Below are 23,129 nucleotides of genomic sequence, written 5' to 3'. Positions count from 1 at the left end.
CTACCTTACATCAATTTATATCTACAGTCGTAAGGTGATTATTATGGTTAAAAAAGGCGACATAAGCCGCCTAACAGTAATGTGGCATATCACCTATTACACTTTTGACTCTAAAAAATCAGTAGCAAATTTTTGTAAAACGCCGCCGGCACGATGCACAGTAACCTCTTCGCCTGTATCTAGACGACACTTAACAGGTATTTCAACTTTTTCACCGTTTGCCCTTACCATAATAACCTTCATATGGCCGCCAGCGGAGGTTTGACCAACCACATCAAACGTTTCGCTACCATCAATGTCATAGGTATTACGTGTATCACCGTTAATAAATTCAAGTGGTAGTACTCCCATACCAATTAAATTGGTACGATGTATACGCTCAAACCCTTCAGCAATAATTACCTCAACACCGGCGAGACGAACACCTTTTGCAGCCCAGTCACGTGAAGAGCCTTGGCCATAATCAGCGCCGGCCACAATGATCAGCGGTTGCTTCCGTTCCATATAAGTTTCTATCGCTTCCCACATGCGACTTTGAGTTCCTTCAGGTTCTATACGCGCTAAAGAACCTTGAATAACATCACCGTTTTCATCTCGTACCATTTCATTAAAGAGTTTAGGGTTGGCAAATGTTGCACGCTGTGCCGTTAAATGGTCACCGCGGTGTGTAGCATATGAGTTAAAATCTTCTTCTGGCAACCCCATTTTGTCCAAATATGCACCAGCTGCACTGTCTAACATAATAGCATTAGATGGCGATAAATGATCAGTGGTGATATTGTCACCTAGTACCGCAAGCGGCCGCATATTTTTCATTGTTCGTTCACCAGCAAGCGCCCCTTCCCAATAGGGTGGACGCCTAATATAGGTAGACTTTTCGCGCCAGTCATAAAGAGGACTTTCAGCAGGCTCAAATGCGCCTAAATCAAACATTGGCGTATATATTTTTTTGAACTGCTCAGGTTTTACACAGCGTTTAACAATGTCATCAATCTCTTCATCACTTGGCCATAAATCTTTCAAGGTAATGTTATTACCTGCTTGATCTTTGCCTAATATATCTTGCTCAATATCAAAGCGCATAGTGCCTGCAATAGCATACGCTACTACTAAAGGAGGAGAAGCTAGAAATGCTTGCTTAGCATATGGATGAATACGACCATCAAAATTTCGATTACCTGACAGCACCGCTGTTGCATATAAATCTTTATCAATGATCTCTTGTTGAATATCAGGATCTAATGCGCCTGACATACCATTACAAGTTGTACAAGCGTAAGCAACAATACCAAAGCCTAATTTTTCTAATTCAGATAGTAGCCCTGCTTCCTCCAAATATAACTTCGCCACTTTAGAACCAGGAGCAAAAGAGCTTTTTACCCATGGTTTACGTACTAAACCAAGTTCATTAGCACGTTTTGCGACTAAACCAGCAGCAACCACATTCCTTGGGTTAGACGTATTTGTACAAGAAGTAATTGCAGCGATAATTACAGCGCCATCCGGCATTTCACCTTTTGCCTCTTGTGCTTGGCAATCGGTTAAATTTTTTGCAATATCTTTCGATACAAGCTCAGAAGTCGCCAAACGACGATGTGGATTTGATGGCCCTGCCATGTTACGGCCCACGGACGATAAATCAAAGGTTAATACACGTTCATAATGTACACCTATTAAATCATCTGCCCATAAACCCGTATGCTTTGCATAGGCTTCAACAAGTTCGACTTGTTCTGGCTCGCGACCTGTAATTTTAAGGTAATCGATAGTTTGTTCATCAATATAGAACATACCGGCTGAAGCACCATACTCAGGCGTCATATTAGAAATAGTTGCACGATCCCCAATGGATAAACTACGAGCGCCTTCACCGAAAAACTCAAGGTAGGTGCCTACCACTTTTTCATTACGTAAAAATTCAGTAATAGCCAAAACAATATCAGTCGCGGTAATACCGGGTTGTCTTTGTCCAACTAATTCAACTCCAACGATGTTCGGTAAACGCATCATAGATGGACGTCCTAGCATCACAGTTTCCGCCTCTAAGCCGCCAACACCAATGGCAATAACGCCTAAAGCATCTACGTGAGGAGTATGAGAATCTGTACCTACGCAAGTATCAGGAAAAGCCACACCGTCTCGCAGCTGTATAACAGGTGACATCTTTTCAAGATTAATTTGATGCATGATGCCGTTACCTGCTGGAATAACATCAACATTTTTAAACGCTGTTTTCGTCCATTCGATAAAATGAAAGCGATCTTCATTTCGTCTATCTTCAATAGCACGATTTTTTTCAAAAGCGTCAGGATCAAAACCCGCGGCTTCTACCGCTAATGAGTGATCAACAATAAGTTGAGTTGGTACCACTGGATTTACTTTTGCTGGGTCACCGCCTTGCTCTGCAATAGCATCACGTAGACCGGCTAAATCAACTAATGCGGTTTGACCTAATATATCGTGACAAACAACACGAGCAGGATACCAAGGGAAGTCTAAATCACGTTTTCCATCGATAATCTGTTTTAAAGCATCCTGCAAGGTACTTGGGTCACATTTACGTACAAGTTGCTCGGCAAGAACGCGCGATGTATAAGGCAGCTTGGCGTAACTACCCGGTGTTATCGCCTCTATTGCAGCGCGAGTATCGTAAAAATCAATAGGCATCCCTGCCATTTTGAAATTAGGTAATGGTTTGCGATATTCATAGTTCATAACGTAGTCCACAAAAAGTGAAATGGCGGCCATTTAGCCACCATTGAAATTAAACATAACGAGAATGTTAAGATTAATCGCGATCTGCAATTGCAACCCAAGGCATAGATTCTGGGCCAGTGTAATCTGCAGATGGACGAATAATGCGGTTATTCTCACGCTGCTCCATCACGTGTGCTGTCCAACCAGAAACACGCGAACAAACGAAGATTGGTGTAAATAGCTTTGTTGGTATACCCATAAAATTGTAGGCTGAAGCATGGAAAAAATCAGCATTACAGAAGAGTTTTTTCTCTCGCCACATCACAGCTTCACAACGTTCAGAAACGTCATAAAGACGTGTATCGCCATCAAGTTTTGCAAGTTTTTCAGACCACTTTTTAATGATTGCATTTCGTGGATCTACTTCACGATAAACCGCATGACCAAAGCCCATTATTTTATCTTTGCGCGCTAACATGCCCATAATGGCCTCTTCTGCTTCGTCAGCAGATTGCCATTGCTCAATCATATCCATAGCCGCTTCGTTTGCACCGCCATGCAATGGCCCTCTCAAGGAACCAATTGCAGCTGTTACACAACTATGCAAATCAGACAATGTTGATGCACAAACACGCGCAGTAAAGGTTGAAGCGTTAAATTCGTGCTCAGCATATAAAATCAATGATGCATGCATAACATCAACATGCATTGGCTCTGGCTTTTTATCGTGTAACGTCCATAAGAACTGTTCAGCGATGGAATCAGCATCTGTTTCAACGTTCACACGTATACCGTTATGGCTAAAGTTATACCAATAATTAATTAATCCTGGAAAAATCGCTAGTAAGCGGTCGATATGATCTAATTGCTCTGAAAAGCTATTTTCTGTTTCAAGGTTACCTAGTATAGAACAACCGGTTCTCATAACGTCCATAGGGTGTGCTGTTGCTGGAATAAGCTCTAATGCAGATTTAAGTGCATCAGGCATTGAACGCATACCTTTTAACCTTGCTTTATAACGAGTTAACTCTGTTTGATTTGGTAGCTTTCCATAAAGAAGTAGATACGCAACTTCTTCAAATTGCGCATTTTCAGCAAGATCGTTTATATCATAACCACGATAGGTTAGTCCTGCGCCTGTTTTACCGACAGTACATAAAGCTGTTTCTCCAGCACTTTGTCCACGTAGCCCTGCGCCACTTAATTTTTTATCAACCATGTTCTTTCCTCACTTTTCTTGGGTGCTTTCGTACTTATTTGTTTGTTTTATTATTTGTTTTTGCCTTCAGCAAATAGCGAATCAAGTTTCTTTTCGTATTCGTGATATCCCAGGTAATCATACAGTTCCATACGGGTTTGCATGTTATCTATTTCTGCTTTTTGAACACCATCAGCAAGTAATGTTTTATAAACTGATTCAGCCGCTTTATTCATTGCTCTAAATGCAGTAAGTGGGTAAAGCACAATTTGGCATCCCCACTCACCGAGTTGCGCTTTATTCCAAAGCTCTGTTTGACCGAATTCAGTGATATTTGCTAACACTGGTACATCTAACGCTTCAGTAAACGCACGATAGTGTTCTTCCGTTTTTACCGCTTCGGCAAAAATACCATCTGCACCAGCTGCTACATATGCTTTCGCGCGCGCTAAAGCTTTTTCTAGCCCTTCTTGAGCAAATGCATCAGTTCTTGCCATAATGAAAAAATCCACATCTGTTCGTGCATCTACAGCCGCTTTAATACGGTCAACCATTTCTTCTGTCGAGACGATTTCTTTATTTGGACGATGACCACATCGTTTCTGCGCCACCTGGTCTTCTATATGAACGGCAGCAGCACCTGCTTTTTCCATATCCTTAATTGTTTTAGCAATGTTAAATGCGCCACCCCAACCTGTATCTATATCAACAAGTAAGGGTAAACTTGATGCTGAGGTGATCCGCTGAACATCAACAATGACATCATTTAACGATGTCATGCCTAAATCGGGTAAACCATAAGATGCATTTGCTACTCCTCCACCGGATAAATAGATGGCTTGATGACCTAGCTGTTCAGCCATCATGGCGCAATAGGCATTGATAGTTCCAACTACTTGCAATGGCTTATTTTTTGTAATGGCCTGACGAAACTTTGCGCCAGGTGATAATTGTGTAGACATCGTGAGCTCCTCACTTGCTATATATGAATTATGTTATTTATTGCGCGTTTTGCGATAATTGTTTAATTTTTTGTTCGATATTTTTGCGTGATGCGCCGATGTGTCGCCGCATTAGAATTTCTGCTAACTCGCCATCACCGTCAATAATAGCTTGTAAAATATTGGCATGTTCATTAAACGCCTTAGTAGCTCTTGGACTGTTCATGCCAAACTGAATACGATACATACGGACTAAGTGGTACAGTTGCCCACAAAGCAAATCAATAAGTTGTTGATTATGACTTGCTAAGATGACTTTATAATGAAAGTCGAGATCGCCTTCTTCTTGATAATACGCAATGCCATCTTTCAACGCTTTTGACTTAGCATGCATATCAAGCATAGCTTGCATGTCGACAATTTCCTGTTTTGTCATATTTTCAGCAGCAAGTCGGCACGCCATACCTTCAAGTGCTTCTCTTACTTGGTATATCTCCAATAATCCTTCAATAGTGCATTCAACAACACGCGCCCCCACATTAGGTTTTCGCACAATTAAATGGCATTTTTCTAGGCGACTTAATGCTTCCCGAAGCGTTGCTCGACTGACATCAAAGCGTTTAGCCAGTTCAGGCTCGCTAATTTTACTACCTGCTGCTATCTCACCTTCAACGATGGCAAACTGTAATTGTTGAAATACTTTATCTGCAGTTGTGACTGCTTGGCGATGTGTTGGGTTATTGTTCGGCATAAATTGTCGACAATCTAAAAAATATTGCAGCGATCATAACCGATAATAAAACTAATTCAAGGGTTCAATAAATATAATTGTCGACACTTAAGGTGTAAAATAAAAAATAAACGCTGTGATGCGACGCTAATCATGTTTTAAACATCATCACATATTGCGTTTGATTGCTTAAAAAATTAATTGATAAATTAAAGGGCTGATCAGAAGACCGCCGATGATATAACCTAATGAAACACTCCATGAAGGATAACTACCTTGCATTTTCAAGCCAAAGAATGGGCGTAATAGCTCAATACGTTTGATCAACTCAAAAAGCAGAAAACACATGGCTGTTGTAATAAATAGCAGTATCAGTGACTCAAACACTGCCCCTAACGATAACTGTGTTAAGTAATAGCCTGCCACCAAAATTATAGACTGATGTAAAAGATAAAATGGATATACTGCTTCGTTAAAGTAAGCGAGTTTTTGTGTTTTTTTAGTTAAAAAACGATGGCTAAGCGCTAACACTAAAAATAAACCTACTATGCGTAACGCACTATAAGTAAATAAACTAATCGCTTCAATTAAGTGAGGAAGCTCAATTCCCTTATACATATCAAGATAATAAAGGTTATAGACAATCAGAAAGCAAATACAAAGCACAATAAAACTAGCGCATAATGGCCTTATAGCCGTAAGCAGTTTTTGCCAAAATACCGTATGCCAACCGACCAGATAACCTAGCATTAAAAACAGAAAGCCTATGGGATAACGTGTCTCATCATTTCTCCATATTATTTGAACAGCAAAAACGCAGACAATTAAGCATAAAACCGTCCAAAACCCATGTCTACTCGCTAGCCATGACTTAAGCCCTTCGATAATGTTACTGTTTAAAGCGGGTAACAAAAATACCAACGTTAATGAGTAATACCATAGCGATCGTAAGTACCATAAATGGTTCACATCAATATGAGGCCATATACCTGCCTGATACTGTTCAAATAATGTTGATTGTGGATCATAAAACGCCTGCATAAATCGCCAAAAATCCATGACAATATCGCCATTTGCCGTCATTTCTATATATAATTGAGGAGGGACGACAATAAAGATCCCGAAGGCTAATGGTAATAACAGTCGTAAACTGCGTAGTGAAATAAAAGATAAAATCGTCACTTTTATTAGAATAAACCTGATAGCGACACCGGAAATAAACCAAATGGCTGGCATACGCCAAGGCTCAACCACTAAAAGCACACTTTCTAACCATTCATAGCGGTATTGGCTTTTTGCATGGAACCCCCAATTGAGTACATAAAACATACCTACATGATGAATAATTAATAAACTAAATAAAATGACTCTCAACCAGTCAAGATCATAACGTCTTTGTGGCATCTGTGAGTGATCTTGAGGTCGAAAGTTAACCTTTTTTATAACATCCTTTATTGATGGGTAACTCATAGTATTGATATTCCTTTGTGTTCAAATACTGTTATGATGAATGAGTTTATTAACGGAAACTGTGAAAAAGGCTTAATAAACAATAGTTAGGGATAAACGGTGGCGTTTAGGGATAAGGTTAATTACAAAAGAGGTAAAAATCGTTGTGGATACATTAATGCATTACCAGCGGAATAAAATGCGCTATGAAATGCTGTTTTTATTTTGTTATTTTTTCATTAATGCCACAGTACTAGCAACATCTGTACTGATGGAAGCCAAGCGTACCGGAGGCACTTTACCTTTTAGTTTATGGGAGCCTTTTACATGGGAATATACTAGCGCTTTAAGCTCACTTCTATTGTTTCCATTAATCATCACTTTAATCAATAGAGTCCCTCTTAACGGGCAACAAATTAAGCGTACATTCGCTATCTATTTTAGCGCTGCAATTGTCTTTTCATTCTGTCATGTCTTATTGATGGTACTTATGCGAAAATTTATCTACGCATTAAATTCTCGTCACTATGATTTTGGTAATATCAGTTTCGAAATGCTCTATGAGCTGAGAAAAGATACCTGGTCTTTTGTGTTTTTTGTGATCTTTATTCACGCTTACCGCTTTATACTCAGTAGATTACAGGGTGAAGCAAACCCTATTCAGGAAGGAGAGCCACAAATTGATAACCAACAACGAACCCCAAATATTGATCGGTTGCTAATCAAGAAACTTGGCAAAGAGTTTATTATAAAAATTGAACATGTAGAGTGGATGGAAGCCTCCGGAAATTATGTAAATTTACATATTGATGAGCGTGTGTACCCTATTCGTTCGACCTTAACGGCATTAATAGCAAAATTGGAAAACAAAGGGTTTTGCCGAATTCACCGTTCTCATGCGGTAAGGTTAGATGCAATCGAATCAATTACTCCGCTGAGTAGTGGCGATAGCGAAGTAAAAATGCAATCAGGCAAAAGGTTAAATTTATCTAGGCGCTACAAAGACGGATTAAAGTTAATGTTAAGCTAACCAAGCAGTAAAAGAGTCAGCTAAATGAGTATTCACAGCTTCAAACATTATCGTTCTATCCCTAAAATATCTTAACGCTTTCATACAAGTACTAAGTAGGCATAAACAAAGCACAAAGCAAACCCGAAATAGTTAACATCGTGTCTGATAGGGCTGATACCCACGTCTAGTGTTTTGAACCCCCTTAATAACTCTGTGCATAAGGTGTGGCAATGTCGTTCATAACCTTAGGATAACTTTTATTTACCATACATCTATATGAATAATTATCTTTTATTATCAAGGAACTACAAATAAATAAAAAATTATCTAGCAATTCAACTTTTATGCACTACAATTACTTTTAACAGTTCAAATATTAAACAATGATGCTCGCTTACCTATTCATTGATTTGCGATAGAACTTGTTAATTAGCGCACGGCTCATTTCTTATTTTGAGCCATCCCCTGAGCCCGAAACTCCTCGTTTCGGGCTATTTTTTGGGGCTAATAAATCAATTAAAGTTTAAATAACCGACGGTAATTTTCAGATGATAGCCTTGCAATATCTTCCACAGATTGGCCACGAATACTCGCTAAGTGTTTAGCTACTTCCACGACATAAGCGGGTTGATTCTGCTTCCCTCTATGAGGAACCGGCGCCAAATAAGGAGAGTCTGTTTCAATTAAAAAACGATCATCTGGCACTAATTTAGCCACTTCCCTTAAAGCACTGGCGTTTTTAAACGTCACGATACCTGAAAATGAAATATAAAAACCTAATTCAATCGCTTGCTCAGCCATGTCCCAAGTTTCAGTAAAGCAATGTAAAATACCACCAACATCACTTGCTTTTTCATCACGTAGAATTGTTAATGTATCTTGTTGAGCATCACGAGTATGAATAATAAGCGGTTTATCACATGCTCTAGCAACACGAACATGTTTACGAAACGAATCTAATTGTAGGTCTTTAGTTTCAGGTGCGTAATGATAATCTAACCCTGTTTCACCTATAGCAATAACACGGGGATGCGTCGCTAACTGGGCAAGGTTGTTTTCATTTATGGCATCTTCTTGGTTTAAAGGGTGTGCACCGCAAGATAATAATACATTATCAAAATGCGCAGTTTTCTCAGCCATTGCGGGGAAGTCTTTTAGCGTCACACAAACACACAATAAGTGGCTCACACCAGCAGAAGTTGCTGCTGCTACAACATTATCTAAATTATTATCAAACTCTGATAAATCAAGTCGATCTAAGTGACAGTGAGAATCAATATACAACGAATATTCCTTAATATTTACATGGTAAGTGTAGGATCAGATGAACTCAGCAAGCGTCCTATCGATTTTTCTATTTGGCTTCGAGTACTTTCAGGATCTTCAATAAAGCTGATCCCAATACCTGCCGGCGTGCCATTTTGTGCACCTACGGGTGTTATCCAACACACTTTACCGACAATAGTTGAAGGCTCTAATGAATCAGGCAAAAGTACCTGTAATTCTATATCTGTATCAAGCTCAAACGTTTCTGTAGTTCTCACAAATAATCCGCCTTTTTTTACAAACGGCATATAAGATTGATATAAATCTCTTTCACTTACAAACTCAAGATAGAGCGGTTCCATATTCGTTCTCCTTGTTTTGCAAAATCATTTGTATATCGACCAGTAGTTTTTCTAAACCAAATTCACGATTAAACTGGCTTAATTTTGCACTTTTTTGATTAAATTGTTTGATGATATTATATATTTGCCAAAACTGCTGCTTTGTTAGGTCATTAGTAAATGATACGTTTGTTGGTTCAACATGCAACCATTGTGATTGCCCTCGTACTAAATCAGTTATTATTTTTTCTAGCCAACGAGCACTATTATCATTAGATTTTAAAAGTTCAAGCAATGCCATTCGACCATGAGTTGTCGTGATAAAATAATGAAACTTTTCACGTGTTTGATGAAACTGTGCCATTATTTTTGGATCAGTAATTTCAGGTAAATGTGACAAATTTACAAATGGGTCATCACTTTGGCCGCCTAATTCCTGTAATAAACCCTCACCGATAGGCGGTCGAATAGCAACGACACGGCATCGACTAATTAACGTCGGTAATAAACGTTGTTCATCATTTGCAATCAAGACAATAAAGCTATTTTTGGTTGGCTCTTCCAGTGTTTTAAGTAACGCGTTACCAGCCGATTCCGTAAGTTTATCTGCTTGATGCACAATTGCCACTTGGTGTTGGCCAAACTGCGCGGTTTTTTCAAGAAATCGGCCTAATGCTCTTACCTGATCAACTCCAACATTATTGCCGGTTAACTCAACATGGAATAAGTCAGGGTGAGACGCTTGTTTGACTAAATGACAACCTTTACATTGTAGACAAGGCACAATGCCGTTTGTCTCATCTACGAATGAAACTTGGCACAATAGTGCTTGTGCTAACCAATTCACTAATTCAAGTTTTCCTGAACCTGCAACGCCTGTAACCATTAAAGCATGCGGTAATGTTTGCTGTTTTATCTGCTGTAAAAGCAGTTGCTTATGTGACGATAACCAAGATGTAGTCATTACATTAACCTGTGATAAGCTGGAGAAACTTCTGCTTGTGAATTGCAAAAAACGAATAACAGCACAAACACTTGATAATTACACTATCGAATATGCTTGAATTTAACACCTTGATCTTACCATTAGTTATTTTAGTAAAACATAGCTAAAACGTTAAATAATACCACGAGCAACAAGCAATGAATTTAAACAGCGAATAGCATCGTCAGCAACCTGTTGTTTAGTATTAGCAGCATCAATGACGGTAAAAGTATCTGGATTCTCTCGTGCCTGCGCAAGGTAACCTTCTCGTGCTTTGATCAAGAAATCTAATTTTTCATCTTCCATCCTATCTAATTTATCACCGCGGCCATATACGCGCGATAAACCAATAACGGGATCAAGATCTAAAATAATATTCATATCAGGCTGGAAGCCATTTTTTGCAATGTCATTAATGGTTTTTATCAAGGTTAAATCAATACCTCTCGCATAGTGTTGAAAACTAAAGGTCGCGGCATCGAACCGATCGCAAATAACCACGGCACCGCGTTCTACTGCCGGAAGAATCTTTTCATTGACGTGTTGTGCTCTAGATGCTGCAAATAATAACAGTTCGGTAATATCAAACATTTCTGCGTTATTCTTATCGAGTATTATTTCTCTAATTTTTTCGCTTATCGGTGTACCACCTGGTTCTCTTGTTAAAACAACCTCTAAGCCTTGATGAATAACATGCGCTTTTAACTTTTCGATAACCGTTGTTTTACCTGCCCCATTACTGCCATCGCATACAACCATTAACCCTTTTTGCATCTTTACTCTTAATAATGAATTCATTTTAATGATGATTACATGATATACGTATCAAGAAAAATATTCAGCTAATGCTTTTTAATCCTTGCAGTTTCTTTGCAATATCTTCTTTCCTTAATATCAATATTCGATTAATTAAAGGTCAAAAAAAGGCACAACATAAGTTGTGCCTTGTTCTTCATTCTATCATCACTGAATTTACTGTGGATTCACACCTGAAATATTTACTGGTGGTTGAGGTAAATTTTTATCCGCTACTTTTTGATAACTTGCTTCGGATACATTAACTCCCCAGGTTTTAAAATGAGTTGTTAAGTCATAGCCAGTAATATCGCTAAGCAATTCAAACGTCATGCTAAAACTAGCTTCATCACTTTGGCATACTGATGCTTGCTGCGTAGTATCCATCTCTCTAAAACGTCTATTTAATTGTCTAAACATATCCCAACCGATATCAGGTAGAGCATGTTTAATTTGCATTAAAAAGACTAATTTATCCCAGACATCTGCATCGTTTGTAAAAGAAAAGTTATCATTTAATTTATTAATCGCATTGGTATATCTATTTTCTATTTGAATTCTAGAAGGTTGATTGACGTTTTCTTGTGCGTAAAGTGAAAATAAATTCACGGTTGATTCTGTGCCAAACGCGCTGCTCCATAAACAGAACTGCTGGTAGTTATGACCAGTTTCATGCCAGTTACCCCAACCATTATTTTGTGCGGTATCTAGTGAATATAAATTCCAGCCTGGGCTAGCCATAATGGGAAAACCTGCATGGGCAAAACCTGCGGTGATTTGAACATCAGAAACAAAACGTTCTTTTAAGGTAGGCATTTTATGTACGCCCGTAGCATCATCTTCAAAGCCAGCGAGATCGCGTACAAGGGTTACAGTTTGATCGAAGGTTTTTAATAACTTTTCTGGGTCATCAACTTTTTGCAATTCAGCTTTAGATAAATCAAGTACCGCATGCTCGCCTTCTAGTACGCCCCAAGGGGCACTTTTATCGCGGATTGCTAACCAGTCACTATAATTATCTCGACCAAGTTTGAAATAGGTAGTTTCAATAACATTAGACACATTTATCGTCACATCACTATCATCTGACTTATTCGATGCGATCACAACTTGGCCACCATACTGGCTTCGTAGTTGATTCTTGCCGTTGTGTAATCTAATTTTTGTAGACACGCTAGGAAAACGTTTGACGCTATTATCGGCTACCACATTTGCTGAATTTAACCCTAATGCATCGGTATGCACATTGATAATGGCATATAACTCATCAATATTTTCTTCAGCTGTTACGTCAATTTCAATAATTTCACCTGCAACAGCGTAGGTGCCAGTATTTATCCAGTGCTGTCTATCCAATGTATCAGACGTGGTATCTTCATAAAAATATCGATTAAAAGTGACTTGCTTCGTAATACGCGGTTTATCAGCTGAAACATCACCTGGAAATTCACTCACATCTCGCGGAAAAGGTAATGGTTCGTCGATTGGGGTTCTTCTATTGATGATATCCATGGTTTGTTCCATGGTGTAGGCACTTTTATTAGCGCGTGAAATAGGAAAGCTGCTTACATAATTCTCATCAATTGATTCAGCGGCCACAGAAGGTACGAACCATTGCTGATTAATACCACCATGAGTTGCATAAACAATAAGGCTTAACTCACTCATATTCACATCAAAGGAATGCCCATCTTGTGAGAAAATATTATCCTCAAATACCCATTGTTGGTTTGCTGAACCTTGACACGTATTAAGTACCAGAAGGCTATCAGCGCTTGTTACACATTTATCTGTTGATTCATTAACCAGTAATTTATCTGCTAAATCATAACGCCATAACTGGCTAGGCTTAGTGTTTTGACAATCTGTCAAGGCAACTTTATTGTCAGCCGTAGTATCGATACAGAGGTTAGGATCAGCTGCTGTTACAATAAATTGCTTTTCAAATGACAATGTTGATTGTTCAGGCTCCTCTGTGTTGTCTGGCACTTCAACTACATCTTCAGTAATTGTTTCTTGTTTTGATTCAGAGCTTCCCCCACTACCACAACCAATTAAAACCCCACCTACAACGCTTGTGCACATCATTAAAGCTAAGCTTATCTTATTTTTTGTTATTTTCATCTTTTATTCCCTTTCAAAAATGCGTATTAATTGCGAGACGATTTGCACTTTGTAACAAAAGGAAAGATAAAGATCAACAACTGAAAGAATAAGAAACCTTCAGTAGGCAATCAACAAACTAAAGAAAATGAACTTTTTAATAGCAGTTTATGCCATTAATGTAAGATAAAAAGAAACGTGAGATATGAGAAAAACAAAATATCTAGTGGCAACTTCTACTGCTAATAATACTTAATATTATCAATGCGCACTATGATAAAGTTCGCCTTTTAAATACTTGTAAAATTGAAAGGCATTACTGATAGTTTAACGCTAATGAAAGCACATTAAGCATGTCGCTATTGATCGGCTGGATTACAAAATTAAAAAGTAAGTTATTGCCCTAATTGATATTTAGCGACTGCACGATTGTGATCTTTCAAATTCGTTGAAAAGATATGCTTTCCATTACCATCACTAACAAAATAATAGTAATCAGTCTGTGCGGGTTGCATTGAAGCAATGATTGCTGACTTTCCTGGCATTGCAATAGGCGTAGGAGGTAAGCCATTGATTCTATAAGTGTTATATCTTGTTTTTTCTCTTAGATGCTTTCGTGTGATATTACCTTTATAGTTACTCCCTATCCCATAAATCACAGTAGGATCGGTTTGTAAGCGCATGTTTTTTTGTAATCGATTTACAAATACAGAAGAAATGACTTGATGTTCTGAATGTTGACCACTTTCTTTTTCAATAATTGAAGCCATAATTAACGCTTCATAAGGGTCAGCATATGGAAGGTTCCCTTGCCTTTTTTGCCATGCGTTATTCAAATGAATTTGCATTTGTTGATACGCACGCTTTAATAAATCTGTGTCTTTTGTTTTATGCGTAAATGCATAAGTTTCAGGAAAAAAGAGTCCTTCAGGGTGTGCTGTTTCAAGTGTTAATGCAGAAGCCACTTGTTGATAAAGTGACGTGTTATCTTTGTAATTAAGCGTTTTTGTAATATTAGGATGTTTAACGATTTGTGCTAGCCATTGAGTTAGCGTAGAGCCTTCAACAAATGTGATACTAAATTGATGTTCTTGCCCTTGGCTGACCATCAATAAAATATCTTTCACGCGCTGATCATTACGTATTAAATAATTTCCTGCTTTTATCTGCGTAAATGAAGGATTAAGTTTACCGTAAACCTTTAACCAAAATGGTTGTTTAACGATTCCTAACGTTGATAATTGATAAGCAAAACGATTAAAACTCATTCCCCGCTCTATCTCTACCATTGTGTTTTGTTCAAGCGGATTCACACGCTCCATTTTGTACTGTGTTATTCCAAGTATACAACTTACGCTAATCACACAAACAATGCTCAGCAACATTAGTGCATAATTAAATTTTTTCTCAATAAAATGTTTTATGAATTGCATGTTAATTTTCCAATAAAACGAGAAGCTGCTGACAGAGATAATGTTCGCCCATTAAAGTTTGCTACGGGTACATAACCCATCACACTATTACAAATAACCATCGCATCAACATCTATCAGAGCATCAATAGTTGCTTTAACAAGGTTCATTTTGGAATATTGCTTTATCGCCTTATTTCTTAGTAAACCTGCGACGCCTGAGCTATCAAGTTCAGGTGTAAAAACAGCATTATTTTTAATCCAAAACACGTTAGCACAGCTTGTTTCTACAATGTGACTTTGCACATCAGTGACAATTAAATCTTGCCAGTTGCTTTCATCAAGCTCTTTTCTGATCAGCACTTGTTCTAAACGATTTAAATGTTTAACACCTGCTAACTGAGGGTTTATACCTAATTGAGTTTCAGCAATACCAATGCTAACGCCTGTCTGTTGCCAGTCGATATAATGCTTCGGGAATTCGTGCACCATAACAATCACGTTGGGCTTTGATACGCCAACTCGTGAATACCCCCTACCGCCAATGCCAGCAGTGATCATAATTTTTAATACTGCTAAAGGGAAAGCTGCCGATTGTTTTACAATTTCAGCTTTTAATCCTTGCCAGTCAATATTCGATAACGCAATGCGAGTACAACTTTCTTTTAAACGTTCAATGTGTTCAGCCAATAATAAGATTGTACCATCAACAATTTTTGCCGTAGTAAAAACCCCATCACCGTACGCTAAACCTCGATCTTTGATAGGAATATCTTCAGTATTAATACCATTAAGTGAACAATACAACATGAAATTTTATGATCAGATATAAAAAAGCCCGAATAGATAGTATTCAGGCTTATTCATTGAGTTTCAAGAAATTTTCTAGATTCTTTTTAACACTAAAGAACCATTTGTACCACCAAAACCAAACGAATTACATAATGCATACTCTAGCGAAACGTCACGTGCAGTATCTTGTATGTAATCAAGATCACAGCCTTCATCAGGGTTCTCAAGATTAATCGTCGGTGCTACTTTTTGTTCAAACAAAGATTGCGCAGTAAAAATAGTCTCAACAGCACCAGCAGCGCCGAGTAAATGACCTGTCATTGACTTAGTAGAGCCGACCATCGTTTGATACGCAAATTCACCAAAAATGGTTTTTACTGCATTCGTTTCAGCGATATCGCCAGCTGGTGTAGAAGTACCATGCGCATTAATATAACCAATTTGTTCAGGCGAAATTCCTGCATCACGTAATGCATTAGACATTGCTAATGCAGCCCCAGCGCCATCAGCAGGTGGCGATGTCATATGATAGGCATCTCCACTCATACCAAAACCAACCACTTCAGCATAAATTGTTGCGCCACGCGCTTTGGCATGTTCGTATTCTTCAACAACAACCATACCTGCACCATCACTTAACACAAAACCGTCGCGGTCTTTATCCCAAGGTCTACTGGCACTTTGCGGATCATCATTACGGGTTGATAAAGCCCTAGCGGAACAAAATCCACCAATGCCAAGCTCTGTTGATGCTTTTTCAGCGCCACCGGCAATCATAGCATCAGCATCACCATGAGCGATCATACGCACGGCATGGCCAATATTATGAACACCAGAAGTACAGGCGGTAACAATAGATATGTTTGGCCCTTTCAAGCCTAAACGAATAGATAAATTGCCTGCTGCCATGTTTAAAATAGTAGAAGGACAGAAAAACGGTGAAAGCTTTCTTACACCACCTTGTAAATACTTGCTATGGTTTTCTTCGATAAGGCTTAAACCACCAATACCAGAACCAACAGCCACACCGATGCGGTGAGCGTTTTGTTCTGTCACGGTTAACCCTGAGTGATCCATGGCTTGGATACCAGCTGCAAGACCATATTGAATGAATATGTCCATTTTGCGGCTATCTTTTTTCGTAATACCATAATCTTCAGCATTAAAGCCCTTCACTAATCCGGCAAATTTAGTGGGAAAGCTGCTAGTATCAAAATGTTCGATGGTATCTATGCCACTTTTACCCGCAAGTAATTGCTGCCAAGTAGTTTGAGCATCATTGCCAAGTGGGGAAAGCATACCAAAACCGGTTACTACAACACGACGCATGGGAAGAGTTGCCTCCGATAGAATTGAATCGTTGAATGGTGAGCTGTTTTTTTGAATACGTCAGCGGGGCGTATGAAACAAAATTCAGGCGGTAAAATTACCGCCTGAATACTTTACATATTACTGGTTCGAAGTGATGTAATCGATCGCAGCTTGAACAGTAGTAATTTTCTCTGCTTCTTCGTCTGGGATCTCAGTATCAAACTCTTCTTCTAACGCCATTACTAATTCTACTGTATCTAATGAATCAGCACCTAAGTCGTCTACGAAAGAAGCTTCAACTTTTACTTCGTCTTCGCTAACACCTAATTGCTCAATAGTAATTTTTTTTACGCGTTCTTCGATAGTACTCATTTTTTTTCCTTTAGTAGAAAATACAATTTTTCAAAATTGCGTGTAGTGTATTCGCCTACAGGCTAGCTTGCAAGCTTATCGTTTTGCTTTTATTGCTGGTCTAACCTGTTGACAGTTATGCTATTATGCTTATTTATTAAATATTATCAATATGTTAAATAAACATTGTTTAAACCATGTACATGCCGCCATTAACATGTAATGTTTCACCTGTTATGTATCCTGCAGCATCAGAGGCTAAAAATGCAACAGATTTAGCTATTTCTTCTGGCTTACCTAAACGGTTTGCAGGTACCTGTGAAAAAATACCTTCTTTTTGTTCGTCTGTTAGCGTTTGTGTCATGTCGGTATCGATAAATCCTGGAGAGACAGTATTAACCGTGATACCGCGTGATGCAACTTCTCTTGCTAACGATTTCGTAAAACCTATTAAACCAGCTTTCGCCGTGGCGTAATTCACTTGACCTGCATTACCCATTGTTCCAACAACAGAGCCAATGTTTATGATCCGACCAAAGCGCTTCTTCATCATAGGGCGCATAACGGCTTTACTAATTTTAAATACCGATGATAAGTTCGTATCGATGATATCATTCCACTCATCGTCTTTCATACGCATAAATAAGTTATCACGCGTAATACCTGCATTATTCACTAAAATATCAATAACGCCAAACTCTTGTTTAATCGTTTCAAACATTGAGCTAATTGATTCATCATCAGTAACATTTAAGACTAAACCTTGACCGGCACCTAAATATTCGCTGATTTTTTCAGCACCATGTTCAGACGTTGCAGTACCTACTACGGTTGCGCCTAATGCTTTAAGTTGTTCTGCAATAGCTTTACCAATACCACGACTAGCGCCTGTCACTAATGCAACTTGACCTTCTAACGAAAACATATATGTTCCTATTGTAATAAGTTATTTGCTTGTTCCAATGACGCATTGTCATTCATTGAAGTACAAGAAACTGATTTATTGATCCTTTTTACTAACCCTTGTAAAACTTTACCTGGCCCTATTTCTAACGCAGTATCTACACCATCTTGGGCTAATTTTTCTACGGTTTCAGTCCAGCGCACAGGGCTATATAGTTGTTTAATTAACGCCATTTTAATGGCTTCTACATCTGATTCAACAGTCACGTCTACATTATTAATGACTGATATGTCAGGGGTATTAAACGTGACTTGTTTAAATTGTTCAGCAAGTTGCTCAGCCGCGTCTTTCATTAAGGCGCAATGCGAAGGCACGCTAACTGGTAATGGCAAGGCACGCTTTGCACCTGCCTCTTTACAAAGTATACCTGCACGTTCAACCGCCTCTTTATGACCGGCAATGACCACTTGTCCTGGTGAATTAAAGTTAACTGCAGACACTACCTGTCCGTCTGCCGCCTGAGCACAGGCTTCAATCACTTTATCGTCAGCTAAACCGATAATTGCATACATTGCTCCAATTCCCTCTGGGACAGAAGCTTGCATAAATTCACCACGTTTTTCTACCAATTTAACGGCATCTGATAAAGAAAGGACACCAGCACAGACTAAGGCAGAGTATTCACCTAAACTATGCCCTGCGAGAACAGCGGGTTTAATGTTAGATTGACTTTGCCATAAACGCCAAAGGGCAACACTTGCAGTAAGTAAAGCGGGCTGTGTATGGTTAGTTTGATTTAACTTCTCTGCTGGACCTTCATTAACAAGTTGCCAAACATTATAGTCTAATGCCTCAGAGGCTTCGTTAAAGGTCTGCTGAACAATCTCATTATCAGTAAAGTCTTTTAACATACCTACAGCTTGTGAGCCTTGTCCGGGGAAAATAAACGCTAAATTTTGTTGCATAGAGTTACCTATTGACTTTTAACTGGCTATTCCAACCAATTAATCTGTAATCTGTTTATGATAAATGGGTATTCGTTATACCATGTTCAAGTTTTTTCGTTATTTTTTCAGGAACTTGACGTTCAACTTCTTTCATTGCTTCAAAAATTGCATTGGTAAACGCAGTTACACCAGCATTGCCATGACTTTTAATCACAATGCCGCGCAATCCTATCAAACTTGCGCCGTTATACTGGTCGGGGTTCAGGGCTTTAAAGATTTTTTTTAAGGTTGGAGCGAAAAATCGACCGAGTAATCGGGCAAAAATATGTTGCGATAACACACTTTTTAGTTTTTGATACACCAAACGAGCAACGCCTTCACACGTTTTTAGGGCCACATTTCCAACAAAACCATCACAAACGATAACATCAGCTTTGTTATTAAAAATATCATTGCCTTCAATAAAGCCTACATAGTTAATATCAGGGTTCTCACTTAATAAGGTTGCGGCCATTTTAATATGATCGCTACCTTTAATTTCTTCAACGCCCATGTTTAATAAAGCAACCCTTGGCTTATTAATCGCTTCAACTTGCTCTGCCATTACCGTGCCCATAACGCCAAACTGGTATAAAACCGATGAATCACAAAAAACATTAGCACCAAGATCAAGCATAAAAACATGTTTATCATCGTGGTGTGTAGGTAACGCTGAAATAAGTGCTGGTCGCTCAACAGTAGGTAGTGTTTTTAACACAAAATGTGCTATTGAAAACAATGCACCTGTATTGCCTGCACTAACACAAGCATGAGCTTGACCTGAATGCACAAAATCAATCGCTTTACGCATTGATGAATCTTTTTTGGTTCGTAATGCTGAACTTGGTTTTTCGTCCATTGTCACCACATCAGTTGTGTGTTTAATGGATAATCGAGGATGGTCTTCTAGCTGATGCTGTTGAAGAAAATTTGAAATAAGTGTGTTGTCACCACATAAAATCAACTTAAGATCAGCAGATTTTTCTATGGCAAGCATTGCGGCTGGCAATGTTACAAGGGGGCCTTGATCGCCCCCCATAACATCGATGGCGATGGTTAAATCGCTCAATGTAGTATCCGCTATTTAGCGACTACTTTAACACCTTTATAAAAGCCATCAGCGGTAACGTGATGACGACGGTGTGTTTCACCTGATACTGGATCTACTGATAAGTTTTCAGCTGTTAATGCGTCATGTGAACGGCGCATGCCACGTCTTGAACGAGACTTCTTGCTCTTTTGAACTGCCATTGCCTAACTCCTAAAATCAATTAATTATTTAAGTTTTTTTAACACGTCAAATGGGTTCGGCTTCTCTTGCTCTTCAGGCAACTTTCCCCAAACACTATCAGCCGGAGACTGACAATCTTGTTGATCATGCCTAGGAATTAGTGGAATCGCAAGGATTAACTCGTCTTCAACTAACTCACGCAGGTTCACTTCACCATTTTCATCTAATTCTATTGCGTCATAATATGACGGCAATTCGTCAGCAGCTTCCTGATTTTTCACCGGACTGAAAACAAAGTCAATTAATAATGTTGACTCTAAAGACTCAGTACACCGCTGACATGTTAACGTAGCAGGAACCGACCCTTTGCCTGATATAGTTATCAAACCCAGTTCATCCACTCCGAATGCAACATTAACATGTATTTGTTCACTACAGCTTTCGCACGCAGCCAACAATCTATTCATTTCCGACGACTCAAAAAAGCCTTCACACACTAACCGACGTTGTGCGCTTTTATAGGGATCTATCGTGATCGGAAGTTTCAGATTCTGCATAAGGCGCGCATGATATAGCCGTTCAAGCCGTGTGTCAAAAGAAAATTAGCGAATTTGATTTAAAAATTCTTTATTGCCCTTATATTAGCAGAAACCGATTAAATTTTGAGTCATATCAATGAAAAAAATAGTGTTAGGGTCAACATCCCCCTTTCGTAAAGAAATTCTTAATAAACTAAAGATAGAATTCATTTGTGATAAGCCTAATATCGACGAAACCGCCCTTCCTGATGAGTCGGCTATTCAGTTAGTGGAGCGACTCGCCATTGAAAAAGCACAAGCAGTAGCCAAGCTACACGATAATGCGCTGATCATTGGCTCTGATCAAGTTGCTCTTTGTAATGAAAAGATACTAGGTAAACCGCACACCAAAGAAAATGCTATTAAACAATTAATGAGCTTTAGCGGTAAGCGTGTAACATTCTATACGGGCTTATGTGTACTTGATAGCGATAGTGGGCAGATCCATGCTGTGGTTGAACCTTTCCACGTTTACTTTAAAACATTAAATAAAGCAGATGTGGAGCGCTACGTTGATGCAGAGATGCCACTTAATTGTGCTGGAAGTTTTAAAAGCGAAGGATTAGGTATTTGTTTATTTGAAAAGTTAGTGGGAGATGATCCAAACAGTTTAGTCGGGTTACCGTTAATAAAACTCATACATTTATTTGAAAAACATGGCTTTCATGTACTACAAGCAATTTAATATCGTGTGATATTGTTAATGTTATAGCACAATGGTGGCGACGTAACCCCCTAAGTGAATCGTCGCCAAACATACTCTAATGGACCAAGTTGATACTTCTTTAACCAAAAGCGAGCAAACAGAAGTTGTATTGATATGATGCAAGTGCCAAAAACAATAATAGAATAAAAAGGCACTTTCCCCATCCACGCAAAACCATAACCATAAAATAAGAAAACACAAACTGTGGTTTGCATCAAATACATGGTTAGTGCCATACGGCCAAGCTGCGATAAGCCTGAAAAGTTCTCACCGTTATGCGATAAACGATAAAGCAATGCCATATAAGCAAGCGCCATCATTATACAACCCACCTGATAAACTAAGCCTTGAAATAAACCGAGCAAATCCGTAGAAAATGGGCTGCCCGTTATTGCTTTAATATAAGCATAAATAAAACTAAACCCTGCTCCAACAACAAATAACTTTATAATGTTATCCTTCGATGGCACATGAACTTGTCCACGTAAATATAAGCGAGCTAAATATACGCCAAGTAAAAATTGCCCTAACACCTGAAACGGCCGGCCCGTTTTTAAATATGCCATAGGACGTGGAATGGCACTAAAGATATTGCCCCAAAAAACATCCTTCGCTTCTTGAGCAGTGCGTAAAGATAACAAACTGACTTCTTGATAACCTAAGCTTTTTCTCAAATTATAAACAGTTTCTGTTAATGCATTCCAACCATTTAATTGTGAAGTTAACGATAATAATAGATGCATCAAAAGTGGTGCACACAACAATACAATAATCCAGCGGCATAAACGCGTATCGTCGATATCCTTAAAATACAACAAACAAACACCTAATAAACTATATAGGGTTAAAATATCACCATGCCATATTAAATACATATGGCTTTTGCCCATGACAAATAAAACCAACATTCGTTTTAACCAAAAGGCGGTAAAATTTTTATTTTGTCGTTTCAATTTAGCGTATTGAAGAGCAAAACCAGCACCAAGTAATGTGGCAAAAACACTATAAAATTTACCTTCAATTAAAAAATCAATAACAAACAAAACCCCGCGATCCCACCATGGTAATGCTTGAATTTCATTGAAGTTAAGTGAATAAAAACCAGTAAAGCTGACCAAATTAGCAAAAATAATTCCACATAATGCAAAGCCGCGCATGGTATCTAGCGCACCAATACGCTGTTTAGTCGAGTGAACTCTATCTTTAGCAGTTAACAGCATTCTGGTTAATTCCTCTTACAAGCCTGTCGCTTTGTTATTGCCCTGTTAATAGTTTATTGATATCTTGCAACCAATATTGGTTATGTTATAACATAACTTTAAATAGAATTAAAAGATTAATA

Annotated in this window: 22 protein-coding genes; 2 read left to right on the top strand and 20 right to left on the bottom strand. The window is 38.5% G+C overall.

What is annotated here, in order from left to right; genetic code table 11:
• Positions 1-96 precede the first annotated feature (96 nt).
• From acnD to BI291_RS13655, 5 genes are all read right to left on the bottom strand, one after another.
• A complete protein-coding gene (gene acnD / locus BI291_RS13675) occupies positions 97-2,715 on the bottom strand; it encodes a Fe/S-dependent 2-methylisocitrate dehydratase AcnD (RefSeq protein WP_074499389.1) in 2,619 nt (872 codons plus the stop codon).
• Positions 2,716-2,788: 73 nt separating this feature from the next.
• The gene (gene prpC / locus BI291_RS13670) at positions 2,789-3,916 is read right to left on the bottom strand and encodes a 2-methylcitrate synthase (protein ID WP_074499329.1); all 1,128 of its coding nucleotides are present in this window, start codon (positions 3,914-3,916) and stop codon (positions 2,789-2,791) included.
• A 50-nt stretch (positions 3,917-3,966) separates the two neighbouring features.
• Positions 3,967-4,857: a methylisocitrate lyase gene (gene prpB / locus BI291_RS13665; RefSeq protein ID WP_074499328.1), complete on the bottom strand. Its 891-nt coding sequence runs from the start codon at positions 4,855-4,857 to the stop codon at positions 3,967-3,969.
• Positions 4,858-4,894: 37 nt separating this feature from the next.
• Entirely contained in the window at positions 4,895-5,587 is a 693-nt protein-coding gene (locus BI291_RS13660) for a GntR family transcriptional regulator (protein WP_074499327.1), read from the bottom strand.
• A gap of 168 nt (positions 5,588-5,755) precedes the next feature.
• Positions 5,756-7,036: an acyltransferase family protein gene (locus BI291_RS13655; protein ID WP_074499326.1), complete on the bottom strand. Its 1,281-nt coding sequence runs from the start codon at positions 7,034-7,036 to the stop codon at positions 5,756-5,758.
• Between the two features lie 145 nt (positions 7,037-7,181).
• Between BI291_RS13655 and BI291_RS13650 the strand changes: the two genes are divergently transcribed.
• Positions 7,182-8,045: a LytTR family DNA-binding domain-containing protein gene (locus tag BI291_RS13650; RefSeq protein WP_254849584.1), complete on the top strand. Its 864-nt coding sequence runs from the start codon at positions 7,182-7,184 to the stop codon at positions 8,043-8,045.
• A 498-nt stretch (positions 8,046-8,543) separates the two neighbouring features.
• Here the strand turns inward: BI291_RS13650 and BI291_RS13645 are convergent, their stop codons facing one another.
• The 14 genes from BI291_RS13645 to yceD form a co-directional block, all read right to left on the bottom strand.
• Positions 8,544-9,311, bottom strand: a complete 768-nt coding sequence (locus BI291_RS13645) for a TatD family hydrolase (protein WP_074499324.1) — start codon at positions 9,309-9,311, stop codon at positions 8,544-8,546.
• Between the two features lie 17 nt (positions 9,312-9,328).
• Positions 9,329-9,655 (bottom strand): PilZ domain-containing protein, encoded by a 327-nt coding sequence (locus tag BI291_RS13640; protein ID WP_074499323.1) that lies wholly within the window; start codon positions 9,653-9,655, stop codon positions 9,329-9,331.
• A complete protein-coding gene (locus BI291_RS13635) occupies positions 9,636-10,598 on the bottom strand; it encodes a DNA polymerase III subunit (RefSeq protein WP_074499322.1) in 963 nt (320 codons plus the stop codon). Before BI291_RS13635 ends, BI291_RS13640 begins: the two co-directional genes overlap by 20 nt.
• A 153-nt stretch (positions 10,599-10,751) precedes the next feature.
• Positions 10,752-11,393, bottom strand: coding sequence for a dTMP kinase (gene tmk / locus BI291_RS13630; RefSeq protein WP_074499321.1), 642 nt, complete (start codon positions 11,391-11,393; stop codon positions 10,752-10,754).
• 198 nt (positions 11,394-11,591) lie between these two features.
• Positions 11,592-13,538, bottom strand: coding sequence for a M60 family metallopeptidase (locus tag BI291_RS13625; RefSeq protein ID WP_074499320.1), 1,947 nt, complete (start codon positions 13,536-13,538; stop codon positions 11,592-11,594).
• 374 nt (positions 13,539-13,912) lie between these two features.
• A complete protein-coding gene (gene mltG, locus BI291_RS13620) occupies positions 13,913-14,902 on the bottom strand; it encodes an endolytic transglycosylase MltG (RefSeq protein WP_217693835.1) in 990 nt (329 codons plus the stop codon).
• A 35-nt stretch (positions 14,903-14,937) separates the two neighbouring features.
• Positions 14,938-15,738, bottom strand: a complete 801-nt coding sequence (pabC, locus tag BI291_RS13615; RefSeq protein ID WP_074499319.1) for an aminodeoxychorismate lyase — start codon at positions 15,736-15,738, stop codon at positions 14,938-14,940.
• A gap of 75 nt (positions 15,739-15,813) precedes the next feature.
• A complete protein-coding gene (gene fabF / locus BI291_RS13610; protein WP_074499318.1) occupies positions 15,814-17,049 on the bottom strand; it encodes a beta-ketoacyl-ACP synthase II in 1,236 nt (411 codons plus the stop codon).
• A gap of 120 nt (positions 17,050-17,169) precedes the next feature.
• Positions 17,170-17,403 carry an acyl carrier protein gene (acpP, locus tag BI291_RS13605; RefSeq protein ID WP_074499317.1) on the bottom strand — a complete coding sequence of 78 codons (234 nt, stop codon included), beginning with the start codon at positions 17,401-17,403 and terminating at the stop codon, positions 17,170-17,172.
• Positions 17,404-17,572: 169 nt separating this feature from the next.
• Positions 17,573-18,307 carry a 3-oxoacyl-ACP reductase FabG gene (fabG, locus tag BI291_RS13600; RefSeq protein WP_074499316.1) on the bottom strand — a complete coding sequence of 245 codons (735 nt, stop codon included), beginning with the start codon at positions 18,305-18,307 and terminating at the stop codon, positions 17,573-17,575.
• Between the two features lie 8 nt (positions 18,308-18,315).
• A complete protein-coding gene (gene fabD, locus BI291_RS13595) occupies positions 18,316-19,251 on the bottom strand; it encodes an ACP S-malonyltransferase (RefSeq protein ID WP_074499315.1) in 936 nt (311 codons plus the stop codon).
• A 55-nt stretch (positions 19,252-19,306) separates the two neighbouring features.
• Positions 19,307-20,341: a phosphate acyltransferase PlsX gene (gene plsX / locus BI291_RS13590; protein ID WP_139302622.1), complete on the bottom strand. Its 1,035-nt coding sequence runs from the start codon at positions 20,339-20,341 to the stop codon at positions 19,307-19,309.
• 11 nt (positions 20,342-20,352) lie between these two features.
• Positions 20,353-20,523 (bottom strand): 50S ribosomal protein L32, encoded by a 171-nt coding sequence (gene rpmF, locus BI291_RS13585; protein ID WP_074499314.1) that lies wholly within the window; start codon positions 20,521-20,523, stop codon positions 20,353-20,355.
• Positions 20,524-20,547: 24 nt separating this feature from the next.
• On the bottom strand, positions 20,548-21,060 hold the full coding sequence (yceD, locus tag BI291_RS13580; protein ID WP_074499313.1) for a 23S rRNA accumulation protein YceD: 513 nt from the start codon (positions 21,058-21,060) through the stop codon (positions 20,548-20,550).
• A 118-nt stretch (positions 21,061-21,178) separates the two neighbouring features.
• Here yceD and BI291_RS13575 point away from each other — a divergent pair, with 118 nt between their 5' ends.
• Positions 21,179-21,766, top strand: coding sequence for a nucleoside triphosphate pyrophosphatase (locus BI291_RS13575; protein ID WP_074499312.1), 588 nt, complete (start codon positions 21,179-21,181; stop codon positions 21,764-21,766).
• A gap of 50 nt (positions 21,767-21,816) precedes the next feature.
• On the opposite strand, the gene BI291_RS13570 is transcribed toward BI291_RS13575, so the two are convergent.
• Positions 21,817-23,007 (bottom strand): DUF418 domain-containing protein, encoded by a 1,191-nt coding sequence (locus BI291_RS13570; protein WP_074499311.1) that lies wholly within the window; start codon positions 23,005-23,007, stop codon positions 21,817-21,819.
• Between the last annotated feature and the right edge of the window lie 122 nt (positions 23,008-23,129).

Origin of the sequence: Thalassotalea sp. PP2-459, assembly GCF_001913705.1 — a bacterium.
Lineage (GTDB): Bacteria > Pseudomonadota > Gammaproteobacteria > Enterobacterales > Alteromonadaceae > Thalassotalea_C > Thalassotalea_C hakodatensis.
The sequence above is the reverse complement of the archived record's forward strand: the minus strand, read 5'-3'. Positions and strand labels throughout refer to the sequence as shown.